General features: G+C 48.1%; 17 protein-coding genes. 10 read left to right on the top strand and 7 right to left on the bottom strand.

Features of this window, described 5'->3' with window-relative positions; all coding sequences use genetic code 11:
* The first annotated feature begins 114 nt into the window (after window positions 1-114).
* The gene (locus FS373_RS24595; RefSeq protein WP_144048657.1) at window positions 115-741 is read left to right on the top strand and encodes a LysE family translocator; all 627 of its coding nucleotides are present in this window, start codon (window positions 115-117) and stop codon (window positions 739-741) included.
* 190 nt (window positions 742-931) lie between these two features.
* Here FS373_RS24595 and FS373_RS24590 read toward each other — a convergent pair whose 3' ends face one another.
* Window positions 932-2,197 (bottom strand): mechanosensitive ion channel family protein, encoded by a 1,266-nt coding sequence (locus FS373_RS24590; protein ID WP_144048658.1) that lies wholly within the window; start codon window positions 2,195-2,197, stop codon window positions 932-934.
* A gap of 197 nt (window positions 2,198-2,394) precedes the next feature.
* Between FS373_RS24590 and FS373_RS24585 the strand changes: the two genes are divergently transcribed.
* Together FS373_RS24585 and FS373_RS24580 are read left to right on the top strand one after the other, a co-directional pair.
* Window positions 2,395-2,931: a TonB-dependent receptor gene (locus FS373_RS24585; RefSeq protein ID WP_144048659.1), complete on the top strand. Its 537-nt coding sequence runs from the start codon at window positions 2,395-2,397 to the stop codon at window positions 2,929-2,931.
* A gap of 193 nt (window positions 2,932-3,124) precedes the next feature.
* On the top strand, window positions 3,125-3,778 hold the full coding sequence (locus FS373_RS24580; RefSeq protein ID WP_144048660.1) for a DUF3157 family protein: 654 nt from the start codon (window positions 3,125-3,127) through the stop codon (window positions 3,776-3,778).
* 149 nt (window positions 3,779-3,927) lie between these two features.
* Here the strand turns inward: FS373_RS24580 and hutH are convergent, their stop codons facing one another.
* The 3 genes from hutH to hutC form a co-directional block, all read right to left on the bottom strand.
* Window positions 3,928-5,460 carry a histidine ammonia-lyase gene (gene hutH, locus FS373_RS24575; protein WP_144048661.1) on the bottom strand — a complete coding sequence of 511 codons (1,533 nt, stop codon included), beginning with the start codon at window positions 5,458-5,460 and terminating at the stop codon, window positions 3,928-3,930.
* A gap of 2 nt (window positions 5,461-5,462) precedes the next feature.
* Window positions 5,463-7,163 carry a urocanate hydratase gene (gene hutU, locus FS373_RS24570; RefSeq protein ID WP_144048662.1) on the bottom strand — a complete coding sequence of 567 codons (1,701 nt, stop codon included), beginning with the start codon at window positions 7,161-7,163 and terminating at the stop codon, window positions 5,463-5,465.
* Window positions 7,164-7,288: 125 nt separating this feature from the next.
* The gene (gene hutC / locus FS373_RS24565) at window positions 7,289-7,990 is read right to left on the bottom strand and encodes a histidine utilization repressor (RefSeq protein ID WP_144048663.1); all 702 of its coding nucleotides are present in this window, start codon (window positions 7,988-7,990) and stop codon (window positions 7,289-7,291) included.
* A 194-nt stretch (window positions 7,991-8,184) separates the two neighbouring features.
* Between hutC and hutI the strand changes: the two genes are divergently transcribed.
* On the top strand, window positions 8,185-9,411 hold the full coding sequence (gene hutI / locus FS373_RS24560; protein WP_152830824.1) for an imidazolonepropionase: 1,227 nt from the start codon (window positions 8,185-8,187) through the stop codon (window positions 9,409-9,411).
* 1,025 nt (window positions 9,412-10,436) lie between these two features.
* Here the strand turns inward: hutI and FS373_RS24555 are convergent.
* Complete coding sequence (locus tag FS373_RS24555) at window positions 10,437-11,315, bottom strand: AraC family transcriptional regulator (RefSeq protein ID WP_144048665.1); 879 nt, start codon at window positions 11,313-11,315, stop codon at window positions 10,437-10,439.
* Window positions 11,316-11,431: 116 nt separating this feature from the next.
* On the opposite strand from FS373_RS24555, the gene FS373_RS24550 reads away from it, so the two are divergent.
* The gene (locus tag FS373_RS24550; RefSeq protein ID WP_144048666.1) at window positions 11,432-11,812 is read left to right on the top strand and encodes a hypothetical protein; all 381 of its coding nucleotides are present in this window, start codon (window positions 11,432-11,434) and stop codon (window positions 11,810-11,812) included.
* Between the two features lie 470 nt (window positions 11,813-12,282).
* Window positions 12,283-13,374: a hypothetical protein gene (locus FS373_RS24545; RefSeq protein WP_144048667.1), complete on the top strand. Its 1,092-nt coding sequence runs from the start codon at window positions 12,283-12,285 to the stop codon at window positions 13,372-13,374.
* A gap of 155 nt (window positions 13,375-13,529) precedes the next feature.
* Here FS373_RS24545 and FS373_RS24540 read toward each other — a convergent pair whose 3' ends face one another.
* Entirely contained in the window at window positions 13,530-15,656 is a 2,127-nt protein-coding gene (locus FS373_RS24540; protein WP_144048668.1) for a TonB-dependent receptor family protein, read from the bottom strand.
* A 16-nt stretch (window positions 15,657-15,672) separates the two neighbouring features.
* A complete protein-coding gene (locus tag FS373_RS24535; protein WP_144048669.1) occupies window positions 15,673-16,443 on the bottom strand; it encodes an HpcH/HpaI aldolase family protein in 771 nt (256 codons plus the stop codon).
* Between the two features lie 331 nt (window positions 16,444-16,774).
* On the opposite strand from FS373_RS24535, the gene FS373_RS24530 reads away from it, so the two are divergent.
* Genes FS373_RS24530 through FS373_RS24515 form a run of 4 tightly spaced genes read left to right on the top strand, consistent with a single transcriptional unit; the run spans window position 16,775 to window position 22,737 of the window.
* Complete coding sequence (locus FS373_RS24530) at window positions 16,775-17,962, top strand: ATP-grasp domain-containing protein (RefSeq protein WP_144048670.1); 1,188 nt, start codon at window positions 16,775-16,777, stop codon at window positions 17,960-17,962.
* Window positions 17,962-19,728 (top strand): IucA/IucC family protein, encoded by a 1,767-nt coding sequence (locus FS373_RS24525; protein WP_227993219.1) that lies wholly within the window; start codon window positions 17,962-17,964, stop codon window positions 19,726-19,728. Before FS373_RS24530 ends, FS373_RS24525 begins: the two co-directional genes overlap by 1 nt.
* Window positions 19,719-20,927: an MFS transporter gene (locus FS373_RS24520; protein WP_152830822.1), complete on the top strand. Its 1,209-nt coding sequence runs from the start codon at window positions 19,719-19,721 to the stop codon at window positions 20,925-20,927. The genes FS373_RS24525 and FS373_RS24520 overlap by 10 nt, the downstream gene beginning before the upstream one ends.
* On the top strand, window positions 20,905-22,737 hold the full coding sequence (locus FS373_RS24515; protein ID WP_194165930.1) for an IucA/IucC family protein: 1,833 nt from the start codon (window positions 20,905-20,907) through the stop codon (window positions 22,735-22,737). Before FS373_RS24520 ends, FS373_RS24515 begins: the two co-directional genes overlap by 23 nt.

Here is a 22,737-nt window from a genome sequence, read left to right as displayed (position 1 = left end):
AAATAGTCCTCCTCCCACTCTTTACTCTTTCGAAAGATAACTAACGGCTCACATTGCCAATTAAGATTGAGATCGTTATAGTTCCGCCACAATCGGACTCATTTTATACAAAATATGATATTTGATAATTGGCTACTCTACTTCTTCGCCGTGCTACTGATCGCCATATCTCCGGGCACCATGGCCGTACTGTCCATGAGTCATGGCATGCATTATGGTAAGACTCGCAGCCTAGCGACTGCTTTCGGTAGTGTGACTTCGGCATTGATCTTGATGATGGCTTCTGCGGCAGGCCTTGGTGCACTGCTAAGTGCAACCGAGTATGGCTTTACCATATTAAAATACTGTGGCGCCGCCTATCTGATATTTCTGGGAATAAAGCTACTGCTAACCAAAGCCAGTGGCCAAGGCCTGGATCTGCAACATATCAAGAGTAAGGGCACGCCTAAGCAGATGTTCAAACAGGCCTTTATGGTGGGAATAAGCAATCCTAAAGATCTGCTCTTCTTCGCGGCTCTGTTTCCGCAGTTTATCGATATATCCATGCCACAAGGGCCTCAATTGGCAATATTAGCCGCAACCTGGGCCCTGGTAGATTTCAGCTTTGTGATGATTTACGCCAGCATGGCGAATGTACTGGCCCCAACGCTCAGAACCAGTAATAAGCTACATTGGTTCGACAGAACCAGTGGCGGGGTGTTTATCACACTCGCAGCGATATTAGTTACCAGGGAAAGCTAGACTTAACTAAAAAGTTGTAAGCTATAAGCTCAAGACAAAGCCAAGAAAGTTTCGAGTAAAGTGATCTGAATTACCGAGATGATCAGCCTAGTAAAAATAGGGTGTCATCCCGGCAATCTTGTTAGCCGTGCTCCAGGTGACCATCGAGCTTGTAGCTTACAATTCATAGCTACCAAGTGACGGCTCGGCACTAGGAGCTAGAAGCTTCTTTCAAACTTCTAATATCCGAACCCGTCGGAGCCTGGAATGCTCGTAGGCCAAATTCCGGCAAGATGGCAAGTACATGATCGAAGATGTCTCCCTGAATATCCTCATAAACCGTCCAACGAGTGTCATTAGTGAAGATATAGATCTCGATGGGCACCCCCTCTTTGGTCGAGGCTAACTGACGAACCAGCAAGGTCATGTCTTTGCGTATTCTATCGTGGTTGGCCACAAACTCTTTTAGATAGGCCCTGAAAGTGCCGATATTGGTCAATTGACGGCTATTTACTGGCATATCCGCATCTTGAATATGACCATTAAACTCATTGAGTTCCTGACCTTTTCCCGTCAAATAATTTTTCAATAGATAGATCTTACCGAGTCTCGTTTTCTCCTCCTCGGTGAGGAAGCGAATCGAGTGAATATCTATGAGTATTGAGCGCTTGATCCTGCGGCCACCAGATTCAGACATGCCGCGCCAGTTCTTGAAGGCATCGGAAACCAGTGCATAGGCGGGGATCATGGTAATGGTCTTGTCCCAGTTTCGCACCTTGACCGTAGTCAAAGAGACCTCTTCCACCGAGCCATCGGCGCCATACTTATCCATCTGGATCCAATCGCCCGGACTGACCATGCGGTTAGCGGCCAGCTGAATCCCGGCGACGAAACCAAGAATCGTGTCTTTGAACACCAACATGACCAAACCCGTCATCACACCTAAGCCACTGAGGAAGTAGACCGGAGACTGGTCGGCCAGTATCGAAATAGACACTATAATGGTGACAAAGAAAAGGAACAGCTTAAACAGTTGGACGAAACTCTTTATGGGAAGACGGCGGCTCACTAGATTAACGTCGGCGATTTCATTGGCGGCATCTAATGAGCTATACACGGCACGTATCAGGAGAACCAGTATAGTCACACTCAAGAAGCGATGAATCATGCTGCTCATAAGTGCATACTGAGTCAATGCCAATGGGATCAAAATACTGAGTACCAGAGCTGGGATCAAGATAGCAAACTTCTCCAGCACCTTATGGCGCATGAAGATATCATCCCAACTCACTTTTGACCTCTTTATGACAATATTCATCGCCCGCACTACGCCACGCTTAACAAACAGATACGCCAGCATAGCGATAATCAGACTGGCGATGACCATCACAGAAGTAGAAACACCGTCCGATGGCATAGTATTAATCCCCCAGTTAGATAACAACTGAGTGATCTGAAACCTGATTTCTTGATCCACTATTCACTTCCCTTAGAAGTACCGATATTTACCAAAGTTCTATTAGCAATCAGCCAACACAACCACATTTACGGAAAATAAAACTCAACAAAAAACACACAAACGTCTCTTTTATAAGAAATTTTAGCATCCTAGATTGACTGCTGTACAAAGTTTAACAACAATCGACACCTAAAGTCAGAGATAGGATGATGTAGATGACAAAATATTTAATCATGCTGGTTCTTTTAACTGCCAGCATACAGGCTCACGCCAATATTCCTGCGGAAGATCTTAACCCGGGGTTTAAGTCTAAGATAGGCATAACCGTCGATTACATACCTGCAGCGAATAATATGTACGGTATCACCCTATCACCTTATCACCACGACAGAAATTATGCTCAGTGGGGATACTATATTGGCTATGCTAAAAGCAGCAAAGAAGATATGAACCTGACATCACCGTCAGAAGGCTATACCAAAGATACCATGTGGCGTTTTGGACTAAGTTACAGCCTCACCAACAATTTTAGCATCTATGGTGGCGCGACAGCTTACACTAATGTGAGCCACCACACAGATGGCAAGACACCTAAGATAGTCGGCGGAGAACCTATATGGATAGAAGAATCTGACACGACTTGGGGTGGAGAGATAGGCCTGAGATATATGATGGATTTCGGCCTGATGATCAGCACTGGATACGACACAGCTTCAGAGTCGGCTGTGATTAGTGTCGGTTGGGCCATGTAACTCCCGATAGACACAAGCCCCCATCTTGCGACAGGTATGAAATAATGGCTTTTCTCTGAGCCATTATTTCATTATGCCCTCTTTTGTAAATTCCTTACTTTCCAGTAAGAAAGCGTGAGAATTGACCTATCCCATATAAAACTGGCTCACATGTGTATAAACTAGATCAATCTACTTTATTAGGTTCATTCTCATGCATAAAAGACTAAGACTCTTAAGCTCACTCTCCCTGCTAGTATTTCTATTCCCCGGCTTAGCTGTAGCAGCTACCGAGACACTAGCCACAGTCACCTTAGAGAATGGCGCCAAGGTCCGCCTTAACGACGACTTCACCTGGGAATACGTTATTCTCGAAACCCTTCCAGCAACAAGCACCCTGGCTGCCACTGCTATTACAAGTATTGCGGTCAATACAACTAGCACTATCAATATGGCTAGCACATCAGAGACCAAAGCCACTCAAACGGCCAGCCAGACTATGACTGCCAGCGCTATGTCTCAGGCTGAATTACTTAAATCGACAGCCAAGTCAGGCGTAAAAGTGAGCTTTGCCAAGAGCGAGTGGGACGACGATGGTCGCCTGGGCCTCACCTTCGACTTGACCAGTTCCAGCTCTGAGCACTATGTGATGGTAGAGATGGATGTCACCTTATATGATGATTCAGGCAGGAAGCTTAAAACAGAAACGATCAAGGTCTGGAAAGCCATATTCAGATCACCTGATACTTACCTACGTAAAGGCGAGCACCGCCAGAGCAGAACCTTCTGGATCCAGGGCATAGATGCCAGCCAATGGACTAAACAACTACTCAGCCTCAAGATAGGCGAAATGAATTCGAGAATGTGATCTCAATGAAGGAACGAGGTGCGAGGAAAAAGCAGTTCCTAGGAGAAGATGAAAAGAAAAAGGGCTCTAAGGCCCTTTTGGTATCTGCAGTTAATCGATGAAAATTCGCATCAAGCAACTAACTGAAAATAAAATTTTACCCAATTTAATTAGAAACTTGGTAAAACACCTGCTGGTAAGTAACTGTTAAAGCTAGCTGTCATTAGCAGGTCAATCGATGCTTCGATATCCGGGGCGAAGAACCTGTCCTTATCGTAATAGGTCACCAGTTCACGTATTTCTGCTTTCGCCTTAGCCACTGCAGCACTAGGCTGTAGCGGTGCACGAAAATCCAGACCCTGAGCCGAAGCCAGTAATTCGATGGCGAGTACGCCACGTGTGTTCTCAGACATATCACGCAGACGACGCGCCGCGAAAGTCGCCATAGAGACGTGATCTTCCTGGTTCGCCGATGTCGGTAAGCTGTCTACCGACGCAGGGTGGGCATAGGTTTTGTTCTCTGAGGCCAATGCAGCTGCAGTCACCTGAGCAATCATAAAGCCCGAGTTAACCCCGCCATTTTCCACTAAGAATGGAGGCAGTTTAGACAAGTTAGGATCGATAAGCAGAGCGATACGACGCTCGGCGATAGAACCTAGCTCGGCAAGGGCAAGCGCAAGATTATCTGCCGCCATGGCAACAGGTTCGGCGTGGAAGTTACCACCCGAAATAATCTCACTCGTATCCTGGAATACTAACGGGTTATCTGTCACGCCGTTCGCTTCGACTTCAAGCACACCCGCCGCATGACGAATTTGAGTCAGACAAGCACCCAGCACCTGTGGCTGACAACGAAGTGAGTAAGGGTCTTGTACTTTTTCACAGTTAGCGTGATCTAAGCTGATCTCAGACTCTTCACCTAACAGATGACGGAACAAACCGGCAGAATCTATCTGGCCCTGTTGGCCACGAGCCGCATGAATACGAGGATCGAACGGACTACGGCTACCCATAGCCGCTTCGACGCTCATGGCACCAATAACTGAACTTGCCGCGAACAGGTCTTCGGCATTGAACAGGCCTTCCAGCGCCATAGCCGTCGATGCCTGAGTACCATTAAGCAGGGCCAGGCCCTCTTTAGCGGCGAGTTCGATTGGCTCGAGGCCAGCAATCTCCAGACCTTCTTTAGCCGTCAGGATCTCCCCTTTATGGCTCATCTCACCTTCACCGAGTATCGACAGACTCATATGTGATAGCGGCGCCAAATCACCCGATGCACCCACAGAACCTTTCTCAGGTACACATGGGTAAACTTCGGCGTTAACCAATGCGATAAGGAAGTTGATCACCTCGAGGCGAATGCCAGAGAAGCCACGACTAAGAGAGTTAATCTTAAGCACCATCATCAGGCGCACTGTGGCGTCCTGCATATACTGGCCAACACCCGCGGCGTGTGACAATACGATAGAGCGTTGCAGTAACTGCAGGTCTTCGGCGGCAATTTTGGTATTAGCCAAGAGGCCAAAACCTGTGTTGATACCGTAAACCGTGCGATCTTCATCTAAGATCTTCTGCACTATGCCTGAACTGGTATTGATACCGGCAATGGCGCTCTGTGCAAGCTCAAGGGTGACCTTGCCACGACTGATGTCGCGAATTTGAGCAAGGGTCAGGGTTCCTGGGGTTAATACTAAATGGCTCATTTCTATTTACCTTCTTCAGCTGTTTTTTTCGAGCTAATGTCTAGCATTGGCAGGTCAAGGCCTTGCTCTTTTGCACAATTCTTAGCGAGATCATATCCGGCGTCAGCATGACGCATAACGCCAGTCGCAGGATCATTCCATAATACGCGTTCAAGACGTACGGCGGCATCATCACTGCCGTCGGCAACAATAACCACACCAGAGTGTTGGCTGAAGCCCATGCCCACACCACCACCGTGATGCAGAGATACCCAAGTCGCACCGCTTGCCGTGTTCAATAACGCATTCATCAAGGGCCAATCGGAAACCGCATCCGAGCCATCGAGCATAGATTCAGTTTCACGGTTAGGGCTGGCTACTGAGCCAGAATCTAAGTGATCGCGTCCGATAACGATTGGAGCTGACAGCTCACCACTCTTAACCATCTCGTTGAAGGCAACCGCCAGACGGGCACGATCTTTCAGACCAACCCAACAGATACGCGCAGGCAGGCCCTGGAATGCGATACGCTCGCGGGCCATATCTAACCAGTTATGCAGTTGCGGGTTATCCGGAATCAACTCCTTCACCTTGGCATCTGTCTTATAGATGTCTTCTGGATCGCCTGAGAGTGCCACCCAACGGAAAGGACCTATGCCTTCACAGAACAGAGGACGTACATAGGCTGGTACGAAGCCCGGGAAGTCGAATGCATTCTCAACACCTTCTTCAAATGCCATCTGACGTATGTTGTTGCCATAATCGGTCGTCGCTGCACCAGCAGCCTGCAGAGCAAGCATGGCTCTAACCTGAACAGCCATAGACTGCTTAGCCGCCTTAACCACAGCCGCTTCATCTTTCTTGCGCATATCGGCAGCTTGCTCCAGAGTCCAGCCCTGTGGCAAATAACCGTTTAATGGATCATGTGCAGAAGTTTGGTCGGTAACCACATCCGGGGTAATCCCACGTTCCACCAGCTCGGCGAACACATCCGCCGCATTAGCGAGAAGACCAACCGAGACGGGCTTACCGCTCGCATTAGCCGCATCGATCATGGCTAACGCTTCATCGAGAGATGTGGCTTTCTTATCGACATATTTAGTACGCATACGGAAATCGATACGGGTCTCGTCGACTTCACAGGTCAATACCGAATAACCTGCCATAGTGCCGGCTAGCGGTTGAGCACCGCCCATACCACCTAGGCCACCGGTCAAGATCCACTTACCGGCCGATGAACCGCCGAAGTGTTGTTTAGCCATGGCGACGAACGTCTCGTAGGTGCCCTGAACGATGCCCTGAGAGCCGATATAGATCCAAGAACCCGCCGTCATCTGGCCGTACATCGCCAAGCCTTTCTTATCCAGTTCGTTGAAATGTTCCCAGTTTGCCCAGTGCGGAACCAGGTTAGAGTTAGCAATGATCACGCGCGGTGCATTGCTGTGAGTCTTGAACACGCCAACAGGCTTGCCAGACTGCACCATCAGGGTCTCGTCCTCTTCCAAACGCTGTAATACTTCGATGATCTTGTCATAGCTCTGCCAATCACGGGCTGCTCGTCCGATACCGCCGTAGACCACCAGATCTTCCGGGCGTTCGGCAACATCCGGATGCAGGTTGTTCATCAACATGCGCATAGGCGCTTCTGTCATCCAGCTCTTACAACTTAGCTTACTACCGTGGGGAGCGATTATGCGACGGCTTGGGTCGTGTCTCTTATCCATCTTGAAAAACCTCATTCAATTTATTTTTTGCTTATGTAGCTTTAGTTATATTTTTGCTTTTACTTAATAAAAAATGCTGTTACACCGCGGAGCGGTATCCATCGAAATGCGCAGCAGATCGATTTTTAAAACGTCAGATGACCACCTAATCTAAATCTAGTACCCGGATGAATTAATCTGGCGTAACTCACCACACCTTTGCGTGACCAGGTACGACGCAAAATCTGTAAGCAAGGTTCACTCGCCTCAATCTGCAGCTGTTGTTGATTATGCTTATTGGCCACCACGGCCTCTAACGTATGTCTCGCCTCGGTGAGCGGTGCCACCAAGGACAGATATTCATGGGGTGTCTGAACAGAGAAGTCTTGGAGCAGATAATCGGGAATCAGCTTAGGGTTAACGAAACGCTCCTCAAGCTGTAGGGGAATACCCTGCTCGCAATGCACTAATACCGAGTAGTAGACAGGACTGCCAGTCTCTAATCCCAAAGCAATAGCAATAGGCGCTATGGCTTCAATCTCGGTGAGCTCAAGCTGCTTGACGCTGTAACCATGGCCCCTGTCTTTGATCTCATCGGCAATGTTACGAATTGCCATCATGGAGGACTGGGACTTGAGCTCGGCGACAAAGGTACCTAAGCCCTGAGAGCGCTCGAGTACGCCATCGTCGGTGAGTTCAGTCAATGCACGGCGCGCCGTCATGCGACTGCACTCAAACAGCTCAGCCATCTGGTTTTCCGAAGGAACACGGCTATGCTCCTCCCACTCACCGGATTCGATGCGGGCTAAAACATACTGTTTAATCTCTGCAAACTTGGGCGTCGCCATACCTATCCTTAAATCTGAATTTTGCGATATTAGAACCTAAGTTCTAAAATCTAGGAACTTGTCTTCGATCAATAACGCTTTTCAAACGGTGAAAATTACCGCTATAATCCTAGCTTGTATATACAAGTAAATACAAGTTGGATCACAACTTTATTTCTGCAAGAATAACAACACTTCAAAAGTGAGGAAAAAATATGTCTTGGGATCAGGTTTGGATTGACGTCAACGTAGCGACCATGTCTCCTTCTGTTTCAGCGCCTTACGGAGCGATAACAGATGCAGCCATTGCAGTAAAAGAGGGCAAGATCGCCTGGGTTGGCCCACGCTCCGAGCTGCCTGAGTTTGATGTTTTGTCAACGCCGGTTTACAGAGGCAAGGGCGGCTGGATAACTCCGGGGCTTATCGACGCCCACACTCATTTAGTGTTCGCCGGTAGCCGAGCCAACGAATTTGAGCTCCGACTCCAAGGTGCTAGCTATGAAGAGATCGCCCGCAGCGGTGGCGGTATCATCTCGACAGTTAAAGCTTGCCGGGAAGCCAGTGAGGCCGAGCTATTCGAGCTAGGGCGCAAGCGCCTCAACGCTCTCGCCAAAGAGGGTGTCACCACGGTCGAAATAAAATCTGGCTATGGCCTGGATACCGAAACAGAACTCAAATTACTGCGTGTGGCCCGTGAACTTGGCAAGCATCATCATGTAGATGTGAAGACCACCTTCCTAGGTGCACACGCCATCCCCCCTGAATATAAAGATGATGTTGAGGGCTATGTTGATCTGGTCATCAATGAGATGTTACCTGCGGTCATCGAAGAAGGATTGGCCGACGCCGCCGATGTCTTCTGCGAAAATATCGCCTTCAGCGTCGAACAGACTGAGCGAGTGCTAAGCGCCGCTAAAAAAGCGGGCCTGGATATCAAGCTCCACGCCGAGCAACTGTCTAACTTAGGCGGCTCAGCCATGGCAGCTAAGCTAGGCGCTAAGTCGGTGGATCATATCGAGTATCTGGACGAAGATGGCGTTATCGCCCTAAGTAAAAGCGGCACTTGTGCCACCTTACTACCCGGCGCATTCTACTTCCTCCGCGAAACTCAGATGCCACCTATCGAGCTGCTACGTAAACATAAGGTGCCTATGGTATTGGCCAGCGACTACAACCCAGGGTCATCACCACTTTGCTCCAGCCTCTTGATGCTCAACATGGGTTGTACCCTGCTGCGCTTAACACCAGAAGAAGCGCTTGCGGGTATGACGCGCAATGCCGCCAAGGCGTTAGGTATCGAGGATAAGGTCGGTGTATTGGAAACTGGTATGCAGGCAGATTTCTGCTTATGGGATATTACCACTCCAGCAGAGCTGTCCTACACTTACGGCGTCGGGGCATGTGTCGATGTGGTTAAGAATGGACACTTGGTTCACCAATAATATGGCGGCCTGAGCGATGAGGCTGATTCATCGATTTTATTGTAACCCTACAGGGTTGTGGTAATTAGCCAGCTTGATTGATAACCATAGCTTCATGGTTATCAATTGCTTGCCGTGGGCTTACATGCAGATACTTCTACGAGACGCTGTGAAGCCGTCCCTGGCCGCTTTACGGTTTCAAACAACATCCGTGTTTAACGGCCAGTTCGGCATCCCAGCCTCTCGTTCGAAAAGTATCACTTCGTGATACCTCACCCTGAAACCGAAACTCGTAGCCGCATCAACACTGGATCATTTTCTCTTCGATTTGACTTAAAAAGTAACTGTTCCCCCTCACAAAACCACCGCCTTTAATCCAAACAAATTACATAAATATCATTTCGCTATCGGTACCCAAGTTACCGTATAGAAACGATAAGTCCCCATTGGAAGATGAATATGGCAAAGCCATCGCTAATGAACGAGAAGCATGGAAGCTGAACTGGCACTTGTATATGGACATATTTTACCGAACTGGCTGTTAAACAGGGATGTTGTTGGTGAGGACGTCCTCCTTGCCCTACTACTCCTATGCAGGATGTAGTAGAAAACTCACGACTTTGACCCAAACGAGTCACGTCAGTGTGATTTAGATATGAGTAACCAAATTACCGTGTCGATACAACTAGTCCCCGTTGGAAGTTGCCGAAGTGCGTTGAAAATAATCCAGTAAAGCTGACAGGACGTCAGCTTAGCTTTCGGGGTACAGGATGTACCATCGGAAGCGTTATGAATTATTAAATAAGCATGAGGCCCGTACTTAATGCATGTAACTTCGCCGGGGCGTCATGGTGCTTCCAAGGAGGATAAGGACGAGCAGTCCTCCTTGGTCGGGTGTGGGTTGAAGACCCACGATGTTAATCCAAACGAAGTTTGGAAATACAACCTTGACCGTTAAGTCATAACTTTCCAATTCAGTAAACCAATCGCACTGTGCCTTAAAGTAGAGAGTAGGTTATCAGGTGACTGTGATAACCCCCTTCCCCTTATGGTCGACTCGCTCCTGGTCCGTGGCCAAAGTGTCTTTTGTATGCTTTTGCAAAGGAGACATCGCTTCCATAGCCGACGTCTAGGGCGACCTTAAGTACGGTATCTCCCGACATAAGCTGCTTCTTAGCTTGAGTCAGCCTCAAGTGAGACAGGTACTCTAAAGGTGCTTGGGCGAAATATTGTTTGAAGTGACTGGCAAAGCTGGCTCGTGAGTAGCCGCCGACACTCGCCAAACTAGCCAGATCCCAGGGACTGGCAAGTTGGTCAAATATAGCCTGCAGCACTCTGGCCATCTTAGGGTCCTGCAGGGCACGGAACAGGCCAAGATCCGTTTGTGTATCCAGTAACAAACTTCTCAACAGGGTGAGAAAAAACAGTTCACTGAGACGTGACAATATGACATCGCTAGCCTGAGTCCCGAGTTTTGCCTCGTTTATCAGGCTATCTAAGATGCTGGTGAGCGCTCCGTATTGATCTTGCCTCTTTAACAGTATGCATTGAGGTAGCTGAGTAATAAGAGGATGCTGTTTGTCTTCGCAAAAATCGAAATAGCCGCAGATTAACCCAGTGCCATCGACACTTTTGCTATCCATTGGGTAGGAGACGAAGCCGGTGTCTTGCTGCTCAAAATTAGCTTGCTCACTGCTATCTATAATATGCGACGCATCATGGGGGAATATCACCAGGTCCCCAGTCGATAAGCGCTCGGATTGATACTGTTCACAATGCAAGAAGGCCTCACCCGAACTTATCAGATGGAAGCTAGCTAAACCTGAGCCAGAGGTATCCGTACTCCAGGGGTTACACACTAAGGAGCGATGAAAAATAGTCGCGTTGAGATGGAACCTGGACAGTAAGTCATTAAATATCGACATATTCCCCTCTATTTAGACTGATGGATATAATGCTCAGACTCTCAGACATAGTGCAATTCAAGCCGTTTTTCTATCCTAAATGGGTTGATTCAACCTAAACCAATTAAGGAAGAGAGATGAAAAAATTACTCACACAGTTTATTGCCCTTACGGCTCTGATAATCAGTGCCAGTGCATTCGCCGCAACTCCGGTAAAGAATGCCGATGGTGTGGTAGAAATACACTTAGAGCAGCATGGTGGACACTTCACCGCCAGAGATACCTTGGCATCATTAAAACCGGGAAAGTATCAATTTATTATTACCAACAAGGCTGGAAAACTCGTTGGATTCCAACTGCAAAACTTCACCACCCATGAACCCTTGGATATGTTTCCACTGGAACCGGGCCAGACACGTAGAACCGATGTGGTCGAAGTTACAGGTGAGGGAGTACGTTTTCGCTGCCCTATCAACCCAACTCCTTGGTATGACATAGATACCATTCAAAGCATCTAAACTCGGGCCCCCCAAGCATTAACTTGTCAGACTGTTCCTATTTATAGTGAGTATGAACAAAGTTAACTTGCAGAAAGAAGAGACCGTGGAGCGGGAAGAGATCTTTCCTTGCTCTCCATTATCTGGGTTTGCTACATGGTAAAGAAAAGAAAAACTATTGCTACTGTATCTGGGCTCAATGCTAAGTTACCCATATCCCTGTAATCGAAACTCGCAGCCACATTCTCACAGGATAATTATCTCTTCGACTCAACCTCAAAGGTTGGCAACAACTAACCCCGACACTTTTATACTCATCTTCATACCTTCGATTGGGAAAGTTCGATCTGTATTAGACTAATGGATAAATAACAAGCACAAAAGTAAGCTTATCCTTTAATTACAGGGCATTGCTATGTATGTTAGCACTGTCAAAGTGGATTAAATTCAGTTGTCTTGACACTAATAATAGTCATAAAAGACAAGGATAAATGATGAAACTACCTAGAGTAACTCCACTACTATTTATTGTAATCTCACCTTTCGCCATGGCAGGGCAAAGCCTTGATACAACTAACGCGACTCAAACTCAAGCTTGCTACAACAGCCTACTGAAATTAAAACCAAGCATCAGCACGATTAATAAATCTATCACTATAGATACTTGTTTAAAGAGTGCAGATCCAACAAAAAAAATTGAAGTAAATTGTGCTCCATCTAATACATTATCCATTGATGGCATAGATGAGACTAAACTTTCAAACGATAAACTAGCAGCCAATTTACTATCTAGATGTATACACGAAATGAAAGATAATGATCATCAGCTATCAGCTCAAGATAGGGAGGTACTTTTACTGCTCAGCCCCAAATATCAACAAATCAGTGACACACATAACAGATGGATCAGTGCTTTCGAACTAGGTTACAAGCAACAAAATGGCTATGATGATAATGGAAATCGAACAGGCTTTGATCAAGGAGGGATAACAGGCTCCCTAAAGTTAAACGGCCGCTGGAAAAATAGCTGGGGATGGAATGATGCGGTAACAAACTTTGAAGTTGGAGTTGTTTTTGGAAAAAATCCAACGGTAAATGAAGATAAACCAGATCAAGAAAACACTAAGTTTAATGACGTTACAGATACAATAGATGGCTATTTAAAATTCCTCTGGTCACCAGGCCATTTTATGGCTACTGAGAATGGTGATTCAGTTTTAAGTTTCGCTTTCTTAACTGGTATTCGTAGTCTAGATGAAGCCCAAGAAGGAAATGAACTCGCAAGATATTACGGAGGAGGGCTGGAGTTTAATTTGTACAAAGAGGGGGTTGCTCTCAATCAGAATGCGCTACCACGAGCTAAAATTGGAAGTTATTACGTCAGGACTTCTAATTATGGCGCGATGACTGATGTTGGACTCTGGGTGATTCAGGCACAATATCAACTGGTTGAAGACAAACCATTCCTTCTGGGTTTTAAAGCTAACTTGGGACCAGATGAGTTAGATGATTACTCAGTTACACTTAGTGTAAGACAAGATACCGCAGAGTTGCTTCGCTTCTTTGGCTTTATTACAGAGTAAGCAAGAATAAGAGAAATATGGTCAATTATGTCTCTGTCCCACATTTTGTGTTCCCTTGACCCACAAGGTAAACCGAAATAAATCATCTTGCTAACTTAACAAGTAATAGATAACCATGACTTCATGATTATCTATTACTTGTTGATGAGGCTTATCTAAAACTGATAGGTGAAATCTAGACTAAGTGAACGTCCAGGAGCTGGTACTCGTCCCGCTGGTGAGACGTCTAACCCTCTGAAATAATATTCATTGTCGAACAGGTTATTGACCGACAAGCCCACTTTTAATCCCTGATCATTCTTCTTAAATACCTCGGTGCTTATGTTGAAGTTAACCACGATATAGTCAGGCACTTCTCCCGCCGTACCAGATTCATTCTCTTCGACGCTGTTAGCTAAATCTGAAAATGACTTGCTGTAGTAGTAGGCCATTAGGCCCAGATCCACCTGATCAAAACTGTATAAGGCACTGGCAGATAGCTGATGCTTAGACACATAAGGCAGCTGGTTTCCGGCAAACTCACCCTCGAGTTGTTCCGTATCCAAATAGTTATAAGCACCGGTTAGGCTAAGATCAGGCAATGCCTCAGGTGAATAGGTGCCTTCCAGCTCTATGCCTTGGTTGCGGGTCTCGCCTATGTTAACGAACAGGCTGATGTCCTTGTCATATTCGGCCTTATTCTCAAAATCGATGCGATAGGCGGCCAACGTCAGGCTACTGGTATCAGTAGGCGTAAAACGTACGCCGGCTTCATAGTTCCATGCCAGTTCAGACTCTAATGTTTGCCCTTCAGGCCACAACTGAGATATCTGTGGTGTCCGCAGTGAACGTTGGGCGTTGGTATAGGCGAACCATGAATCGGAAAACTCATAGCCTAAGGTGATACCTGGTAGCCACTCGGTGACGTGGTTATCTTGGCTGTAGCCCTGTCCCAGATTAGTGAACTCCATACGCACATCTTCTAAGCGAATGCCCGGCGTTAAGGTCAGTTTGTCATCGAAGAACCCCAGTTCATTACTGATGTAATAAGCCATGGCATTGGTATCCATATGCCAATCTCTCGGACTGGTGGTAACTAAGGTCGTCTTATCCATCTGATTGAGCTGATAGCTGATGTCTTCGTTGACGTAGCGAACACCGGCTATGATGTGCTGAGTGATGTCGCCGTCGATGTAAATGCTGGCCTTAGGCTCGATACCAAAGACGGTAAATTCCCGAGGCGAGTTACGCAAATCCGTGGCTGTTTGTGTTGTGTCACCCCAATGGTTACCTAAATCGCCATCAGTGTCCTTGTTCTGATCATAAAAATCCCACTGAAAATTACGTGAGCTCTTGTTACCGAAGGTGATCAGCTCAAGTTCGCCGTAATCGTACAGAGACGAGTCGGCAAGTGTGTGGTTATATTTAATCGTGATACGTTTGGTATCCGCCTTAAATTCGTCGTTAGGTCGAAGAGATTGCGTTCTATCGTCCTCATAAGCCTGGGTATTGAGGGCGCCCGGTAGCTCAGAAAACGCATCGTAATACTGGAAATTGGCGTCGATCTTATTATTGCTATCTATGTTCCACACGGTTTTTAACATGATGTTCTTCACATCTGTGTCTGAGTGGTCTCTGAATGACTCACCTTTGGTGAAGTTGGCGTCTAAACGCATGGAAAAATCATCGTTCACCGCACCACCTGTACTCAGGTTTGTGTCGTAGAGATTGTTACTGCTGCCGAAAAAGGTCACCTTCTCATTGAGCGTCGTCTCCCACTCGGTAGAGATAGGTTTCGAGATCAAGTTGATCACCCCACCTACGTTGTTAGGACCATATTGCACCGAAGCACCACCACGAGCCACATCGATACGATCAATCATGAACAAGGTTGCCGGAAACAGCGACTGACCCGTATGACCGTAAGGCGCTAAGGTCATAGGAATGCCGTCCATCAAGAACTGGGCATAACCACTGCGGCTGCTGTCTAAACCACGCACCGAGACATTAGGTAACACGCCAGTGCCAGTCTCATCCTTAATCTTAATGCCCGGGATCTGCTGTAATGCGGTATCTATGGATCGCACCGCGGTGCGTTCCATCTTTTCATGGGTAATGATACTGCGGTTACCGGCATAGGTTTTCAGATCGGCGAGTTCCGAATTCCCCAGCACACTGCCCTTGACCTCCATCACTTCCATGGCGGGTGCATCTTGATCGGCAAAGGCGAAAGGACAGGCAATACTGGCGGTTATGGCCACGGAAAGCGCGGTCAATTTTAATCCCTGGTTTGGCATGAACATGGTTTATTCCTTGATGTTATTCATCGTGTTTTAAATGTTGCAGCTGCTGCTTCAGCTGTTTGAAAATAAGTCCCCTATCCTCACCCACGAGGAAGGCGGTGATCCCCAACTTTAGCCAGGCAGACTTTTGTCCCGGCAGGCGCGGGATCGCGCAGAAGGGCACGGCTTGCTGCAGACACAAGCTCGCCATAAAATGAATATTGTCCTGTACCGCCGGATGATTAAATTCGGTGCCTCGCCCCATAGACAGACTAAGATCCAGTGCCCCTTCGAATATCATATCGACACCATCCAGCTGTAGAATTTCAGGTAAGGCATCGATGCCTTGAGTGTCCTCGATCATCAGGCCAACGAAGGTTTCACGGTTGGCTATATCGATATATTCCTGCAGCGGTAGAGTGCCAAAACCGGTATTGCGACCACCTGTAATACCTCGGTTGCCTAAGGGCGGATATTTCGCTGCATCAATGGCCTGCCTGGCGATTTCCAAGCTGGACACCCGAGAAACCACAATTCCCAGAGCGCCGGCATCGAGCAATTTTCCTATGTATGCAGGATTGGCGTCGGCCACTCTGACCAGTAAGGGGATCCCGGCACTTTCGGCAGCGCGGATCGTATGCGCTATCGCGTCATCAGAGATGAGTACATGTTCGGTATCAAGAATGACAAAATCATAGCCAGCATAGGCCAACATCTCGCAAATAATGGGTGAAGATACTGAGTTGAGCATGCCAAAGATCGGTTTCCCCTCGGCCAGCTTAGTTTTCAATAAATTTACTGTGATCATGCTATTCCTTGCCACAACCAAAAATGATAATCATTATTGTTATCATTTAAGTTAATGGGTCAAGTCTTTTTTTGTGTTTTTTTTGTGTTTTTTTACCTACTGTTATCATGGTGTTACATCATGATGTGTTTTTAGGAGACTTATTAATCTCTTACAGAACGCAGAAACAAATTATATCCAAACGTAAATGACCTTTATTTGCGAATGATTTTCATTTAGATTTTCATCCCATCGCGGTCATTTAACGCTCACTTATTGCACATTTTCCAGCAGTTCTAGCTCCCCTTATGGGAGCCAGCGTATTTTATTTTTGTTGATAAGGGATACAGGTATGAAACCACAATTGGTTTTGATCACGCATGTCGAAAACCGAGCGGTAACGGAAGGGTTCGTACCCAGCGCCTTGAATATGGGGTATGACGTTTTTTTACTCACTGATCATGGATTAGCACACAAACAATATTTCGCCGGTAAGCAAGCCTGTCCGACCCAGATAATTGAATGTGACGTGTTTAATCCTCTGGCAATCATAGATCTGCTACACACATTGGCCATCTCACCCGAGGTGGTATTTTCAAATAGCGATCACCTACAGGCGAGTACCGCCATCGTCGCCGATTATTTCTTCTGCCCGGCTAAAGACTGGCACCTCTGCTATCAAACGAAAAATAAAGCGGCCATGCGAACCCGGCTTACCAACCAAGATCAGCCCAATGTGTGGACACATACCTGGTTAACGGGTCAGCCCCTCCCCAAGAACCTCCCATTTCCTCTGGTCGCTAAGCCTAGAGAGGGAGTAGCCAGCCTGAATGTAGCGTTCTGTGACGATCTGGATGCCTTGATAAAATACTCCTCCGCCATGGATAAAACTGATACCTGTATCTTATTAGAGGCTTATCTGGAAGGGCCCCTGTTCACCCTGGAAACCTTAGGTGACGGCGAGCGTATTCAGGCCATAGGCGGCTTCGATGTTAACTTGTCTGCCCTGCCTCACTTTGTCGAGACCCAGGCCAGCTGGAATGGTCCGGTCAGCCTTAAATACCGCGAGCAAGCCTTAGCTCAGGTAGCGGCATTTGGTGTTAATTTTGGCGTCTGCCACAGCGAATTTATCCTCACCAAACAGGGACCTGTCTTAGTCGAGATCAACTATCGCAGCATAGGTGATGGCCGTGAATTTTTACTGGATAAGCTCTTGCCCTTCAACTGGTTCGAAACCATCTTATCTCTGCACTCGGGTAAGCCCCTTGAAACCTTGGAGCTTAGTCGTTCCGAAGCCATTATTCGTTATTTCCCCAGCGGAAAATCCGGCCAGGTGCAGCTCAGTCCCGCGCCATTCGAGTGTCAGCATGGTGAGCAAGATATCAGCTTTGTGCCCATGAAAACTAAAGGCGATAGCGTCAAGTTAACCCATTCAAACAAAGATTACCTCGGGGTATTAACCCTGATCGGCCCTGACAGACAGGAGTTGTCAGCCAAGGCCGATGAATTCAGCCATGAGTTACTCTGGGAGCTGAACTAATGTCATCATCTCAATCCTATATTTGCCAGAGAATCATAGATACTTGCCTGCGGGAAAACCTGTGTGACCTTATGGGTCAAGGCTCAGTGATAAGCCATCTTCCCCATAACGAAGGTATCTGGCCCGAGGCCCAGCCTCAAGCTTGGCTAGAGGTGAGTCACCTTGGAACTCAGACCCTCTATATCCCTCTGGCTACAAGCGATTATATGCAGGATTGGCGCGCCGTTTCCCCGGCCTGGCTTGCCCAAGAGGTTCCCGGAGCAAGCTTGAGCTATATGAAGGGATATCGGCATTGGTTAGAGACCCTGTCCTCAAATTTGACTCAGGAAGAGAGAGAGCTCTTCAGCCACTATATTCACGAGGCTGATTGTGCTTCGGAGCAAGATCTCCTCTGTCGCCAGGCATATCAGCAGCTAAAAGAGGGCTTGAGCGCCGAATTTGAAACCATGACCGATTGGCACCACCAGCTATTGTTCGGTGATCAACTGGCTTCCTATCTGGATCACCCTTATTATCCTACCGCTCGGGCCAAGGTGGGCTTCGATGCCGACGCACTCGCTCGTTATGCACCTGAATTCGCTCCCAGATTCGAACTTAACTGGTTGGCGATAGACAAGAGCCTGGTTTCACTGACCTCCATGGTTCCGGATTGCTGGCCTAGTTTCGCCGACGTCGGGCTGGATATCAATGACACACAGAGCCACCATCTGTTTCCCCTACATCCTTTGACCTTGGCAGGTCTGCCGGACTTACCTCCCGGGGTCATACTCGCTCCCAAGTCTGCCATTACGGTTCAGCCAACTCTATCGGTACGCACCTTGGCTCTGATCGATTTCCCTGGCATTCACATCAAGGTTCCGCTGATGATGGCGACACTGGGGGCGAAGAATATTCGTTCCATCAAACCCAGCACTATCTATGACGGACATTGGTTCGAGCAAACCCTGACCGAGCTCGCCGCTAACGATCCTCAACTGACCCCATTGTTCGAACATGTCGATGAGCAGCACGGAGGACATTTCGGGGATCGTAAAGAGTTTGCCTATATCGTCCGCAGCTACCCATTATCCATGCAAGACAAGCACTTGGTCGCCGTGGCGGCCCTGGCTAGCGAGATGCCGGATGGACGCCTGTACCTGAGTCATCTGGCCGATAGCTACTATGAAGGTGACTGTCAGGCCTGGCTAACCCAATACCAGAGCCTCTTACTCAAGGTTCACTTACGCCTGTGGCTCAAATACGGCATAGCCCTGGAATCTAATCAGCAAAATGCCGTGATTGCCTATCAAGATTCTGGCTTATCTCTGGTGATGAAAGATAACGATTCGGCGCGATTACTGCCCTGGCGCTATCAGCAAGCCGTCCAAGATCCACAGCTGGCCGAGATAAGAGTCGCTAGCCTGATCGATCGCAGAATTTTGGTGGAAGACGATGAGGCCCTGGCGCAGATGTTTACCACTATCACTTTGCAGCTCGATATCGCCGCCATCATAGAAGCTATGGCGGGCAAGGGCTTAGGTGATCGAAAAAACATGTACCGTCAATTGCGTCAGCTGATAATGGCCGAACTCGATGCCTTAGACAGAGATGGTATCGACACTGAATACGCCCGTCACTATCTGCTGGGACAAACCTATCTACCGATAAAATACCTGCTGAGTTCCGGCAGCCTATTGAGCAAAGCCAACTCGGGAGCCAGCGACGTCAACAAATTCTATGGCCATACGGCACCTAACTTCTTAAGTGAGCGATTCCTATGCGAGTGATCTCTGTGGTGCTGTTCTGCCACTTCTTAACCGCCTTCACCGCCTTAGGCATGCCCCTGTTCCTGCCGAGAATGCTGGCGAGTCTAGGGGGAAGTAGCTCGGGTTACCTTATAGGTATCATGTTTGTCCTACCCACCATATGTGCGGCATTGACCGCTCCCTGGTGGGGACGGTTTGCCGATAAATTTGGCAAGAAGACCTCTCTGCTGCGAGCTCAAGTCGGCCTGGTTGCAGGCTTTCTCCTGTCCGGCTTTGCCGACTCGGTCTGGTGGTTTGCCGCCGGACTGATATTGCAAGGGATAAGTGGTGGTACGCTCGCGGCATCGAACGCTTACCTGAGCCGTCTATTTAAAGACAAGGAGTTGGCCAATAGCCTGAATCTGACTCAGAGTTCGGCGCGTTTAGCCCTAGTGTGCGCCCCCATAGCCTTAGGATTATTTACCCATATACAAGATCCCTTAATGATCTACCGGGCTTTGGCCCTACTGCCCTTGTTGGCATTTCTGGTGTGCTGGCGTCTGCCGGACGACACTAAGATCATTGATGCTCAGGCTAATGGCTGCAATAAACCTGCGGTTAAGCCAGAGAAACTGACCGCCAATGCTGTCGTCGATAATCAGGACACGGAAGAGAGGCGACCTTTCTCGCACCTGTTATGGCTCCAGTTCCTATTCTGTTTCGCCATGGTCGTCACCTTCCCCTACTTCTTACTCTATAGCGAGCAGTTAGGCACCCAGAGCGATGCACTAAGCGGTTTCTATTACAGCCTGCCCCATCTGGTTTATCTCCTGTTTGCCTTCCAGGCTAAAAAGTTAACCTGGTCGGCTAAACAGCAGACACAGCTAGGCTTCATCCTGCTAGGTCTTGCTTGTTTCGGTCAGTTCCTATTGATGGAAAGCAGCTGGCTTATCGCTCTGAGACTCCTATTCGGCTTCGGCATGGTGCTGCTCTTCAGTGGTCTGCACCTATTTGTCAGCCAGCGAATTAATCAACGACAGGCCGGTTTGAGTTTTGGCCGTTTCGATGCCTGGGGCAAGTGGGCCGGCGTGTTAGCTGGAGTAGGCGCGAGCTATGCCAGTCAATGGGGCTCTCTACATTGGCCCTTCCTGCTTGCAGCCCTTAGTTGTGGCTTAGGTCTGCTGGTTCTGATGTTCTTTTTCAATGAGGTACAAGATCATGTTGGTACAACACAAAGCTAATGTTTCCCCGACTATTGACAAGTATTGTGCTCAGGCTCATCGACATATGGCCCAGGATAATGCCATTGCCTGTCTGTTAAATTGTTATATTCGGGAATACGCTCAACCCCATAACCAGGTCTGTCTGGACGATAATAATCCTGATTGTCCCATGGCATTTACCCAGGGGGAATTAGCGGCCCATAGCAAGGTGAGATTGATCTTCCCCGAATCCAACTCGGTGTTAATTCTGGTTGCCGATCGCATCAGTTTACTGGGACGCTGCCGTTTCATCAGTCAGCCTTACCTGAAGAAAACTGGCTCATCCTGGCAGCCACTCGACTCCCATGCCTTGGCTAAATTCATGCTTAAACACTTGGCCATAGTCACAGATAGCGAGTTTAATCATGAGCTGCTGGAGCAAATCAGCAACAGCGTCGATGTCACTCAAGCCTTTATTCAAAGAGCTCATGGCCCTTATAAACCACAGACCCAAGCAATCGATTCTTGCTCCGGTCTTATTGCGTCCGAGCAGAGCCTGCTCTGGGGCCATGCGATGCACCCGGCGCCTAAGAGCCGTCATGGGGTGGCATTCGACGACATGTTGACCTGCTCTCCAGAGATAGGCGCCAACTTCCCTCTCTACTGGTTCAAGGTCGATAAGTCTCTGGTCAAACAGCTGTATTGTAGTGAGTCTATGCCTCTAGATATGATCGACAAGCTCCACTCGGCAGCAGAGTGCCTGTACCCCTGTCACCCCTGGGAAGTTAAGACCATCATGACCCAGCCCTTAGTGCAGCAAGCCATTGAACAAGGATTACTCTTACCTTTAGGCTCTCTGGGCCACAAGGTTTATCCCACCTCTTCGGTCCGCACCTTATATGCCCCAGAAATAAATCGCTTCCTGAAGTTCTCTATTCATGTGCGACTGACCAATTGCGTGCGCAAGAATGCCTGGTATGAATTAGAGAGTGCCATTGGCCTGAGCCGCCTGCTGATAGATCTGCAGCAGCAAGCCTACTTCCACTGCCCTAAATTCACTCTGATGGCGGAGCCCGCTGCCAGCACACTGGATTTCAGTAGCCTAGGAGAAGAAGCCAGCAAGACACAGATCCGCACCTTGACTGAGAGCTTCGGCATCCTATACCGAGATGGTATAGACAGCGAGCTGGAGAAAAAATACCAACCTCAGATGGCGGGGGCATTATTCGCCTGGGATGTCGAAGGACACAGTATCTGTCAGGGTCTGGTTACACGCTTAGCCAATCAAAAAGGGCTAGGTTACGACCAGATGGCAAGCCTATGGTTTAGTGCTTATCTAGACACCCTGTTACCCGGAGTCTTCTATTACTTCTTCAAGCAAGGTATCGCCTTCGAGCCGCATCTGCAAAACACTCTAGTTGGTTTCAGTGATGGCCTACCCGCCTTCGTCTGGCTACGGGATCTGGAAGGGACCAAGCTGCTGCCAAATTTCTGGCCGAGGGAGGCCCTGACAGATCTATCGGATAGCGCCATCTCCTCCGTCTATTACAGTCGAGAGCAGGGCTGGAACCGCATCGCCTACTGCACCCTGATCAATAATGTCAGCGAAGCCATCTTCCATCTGGCCGCTGGTGATAGGAAGTTAGAGCTTGATCTGTGGCACAGCCTGAAACAAACCATAGTCCAATGGCAGCTGGTCGAGGGCGAGCAAGCCGAACTACAAGGCCTATTGGAGGGGGATGATATTCCGTCGAAAAATAATCTAACCACCCGCTTGCTCAAACAAGCCGACAAACACTCAGGCTATAACCGCGTACCCAGCCCCTTTTCTCATTTAGGTCAGTCTTAA

The sequence above is a fragment of the Shewanella sp. YLB-07 genome, from assembly GCF_009377275.1.
Note: the sequence above shows the minus strand (reverse complement) of the source record. Positions and strands in the feature narration are given on the sequence as shown.

What these genes read in the sequence shown, in the direction of transcription:
- FS373_RS24595 (WP_144048657.1), top strand. Translation starts at nt 115, where the DNA reads ATGATATTTGATAATTGGCTACTCTACTTCTTCGCCGTGCTACTGATC.
- FS373_RS24585 (WP_144048659.1), top strand. Translation starts at nt 2,395, where the DNA reads ATGACAAAATATTTAATCATGCTGGTTCTTTTAACTGCCAGCATACAG.
- FS373_RS24580 (WP_144048660.1), top strand. Translation starts at nt 3,125, where the DNA reads ATGCATAAAAGACTAAGACTCTTAAGCTCACTCTCCCTGCTAGTATTT.
- hutH (WP_144048661.1), bottom strand. Translation starts at nt 5,460, where the DNA reads ATGAGCCATTTAGTATTAACCCCAGGAACCCTGACCCTTGCTCAAATT.
- hutU (WP_144048662.1), bottom strand. Translation starts at nt 7,163, where the DNA reads ATGGATAAGAGACACGACCCAAGCCGTCGCATAATCGCTCCCCACGGT.
- hutC (WP_144048663.1), bottom strand. Translation starts at nt 7,990, where the DNA reads ATGGCGACGCCCAAGTTTGCAGAGATTAAACAGTATGTTTTAGCCCGC.
- hutI (WP_152830824.1), top strand. Translation starts at nt 8,185, where the DNA reads ATGTCTTGGGATCAGGTTTGGATTGACGTCAACGTAGCGACCATGTCT.
- FS373_RS24555 (WP_144048665.1), bottom strand. Translation starts at nt 11,315, where the DNA reads ATGTCGATATTTAATGACTTACTGTCCAGGTTCCATCTCAACGCGACT.
- FS373_RS24550 (WP_144048666.1), top strand. Translation starts at nt 11,432, where the DNA reads ATGAAAAAATTACTCACACAGTTTATTGCCCTTACGGCTCTGATAATC.
- FS373_RS24545 (WP_144048667.1), top strand. Translation starts at nt 12,283, where the DNA reads ATGATGAAACTACCTAGAGTAACTCCACTACTATTTATTGTAATCTCA.
- FS373_RS24540 (WP_144048668.1), bottom strand. Translation starts at nt 15,656, where the DNA reads ATGTTCATGCCAAACCAGGGATTAAAATTGACCGCGCTTTCCGTGGCC.
- FS373_RS24535 (WP_144048669.1), bottom strand. Translation starts at nt 16,443, where the DNA reads ATGATCACAGTAAATTTATTGAAAACTAAGCTGGCCGAGGGGAAACCG.
- FS373_RS24530 (WP_144048670.1), top strand. Translation starts at nt 16,775, where the DNA reads ATGAAACCACAATTGGTTTTGATCACGCATGTCGAAAACCGAGCGGTA.
- FS373_RS24525 (WP_227993219.1), top strand. Translation starts at nt 17,962, where the DNA reads ATGTCATCATCTCAATCCTATATTTGCCAGAGAATCATAGATACTTGC.
- FS373_RS24520 (WP_152830822.1), top strand. Translation starts at nt 19,719, where the DNA reads ATGCGAGTGATCTCTGTGGTGCTGTTCTGCCACTTCTTAACCGCCTTC.
- FS373_RS24515 (WP_194165930.1), top strand. Translation starts at nt 20,905, where the DNA reads ATGTTGGTACAACACAAAGCTAATGTTTCCCCGACTATTGACAAGTAT.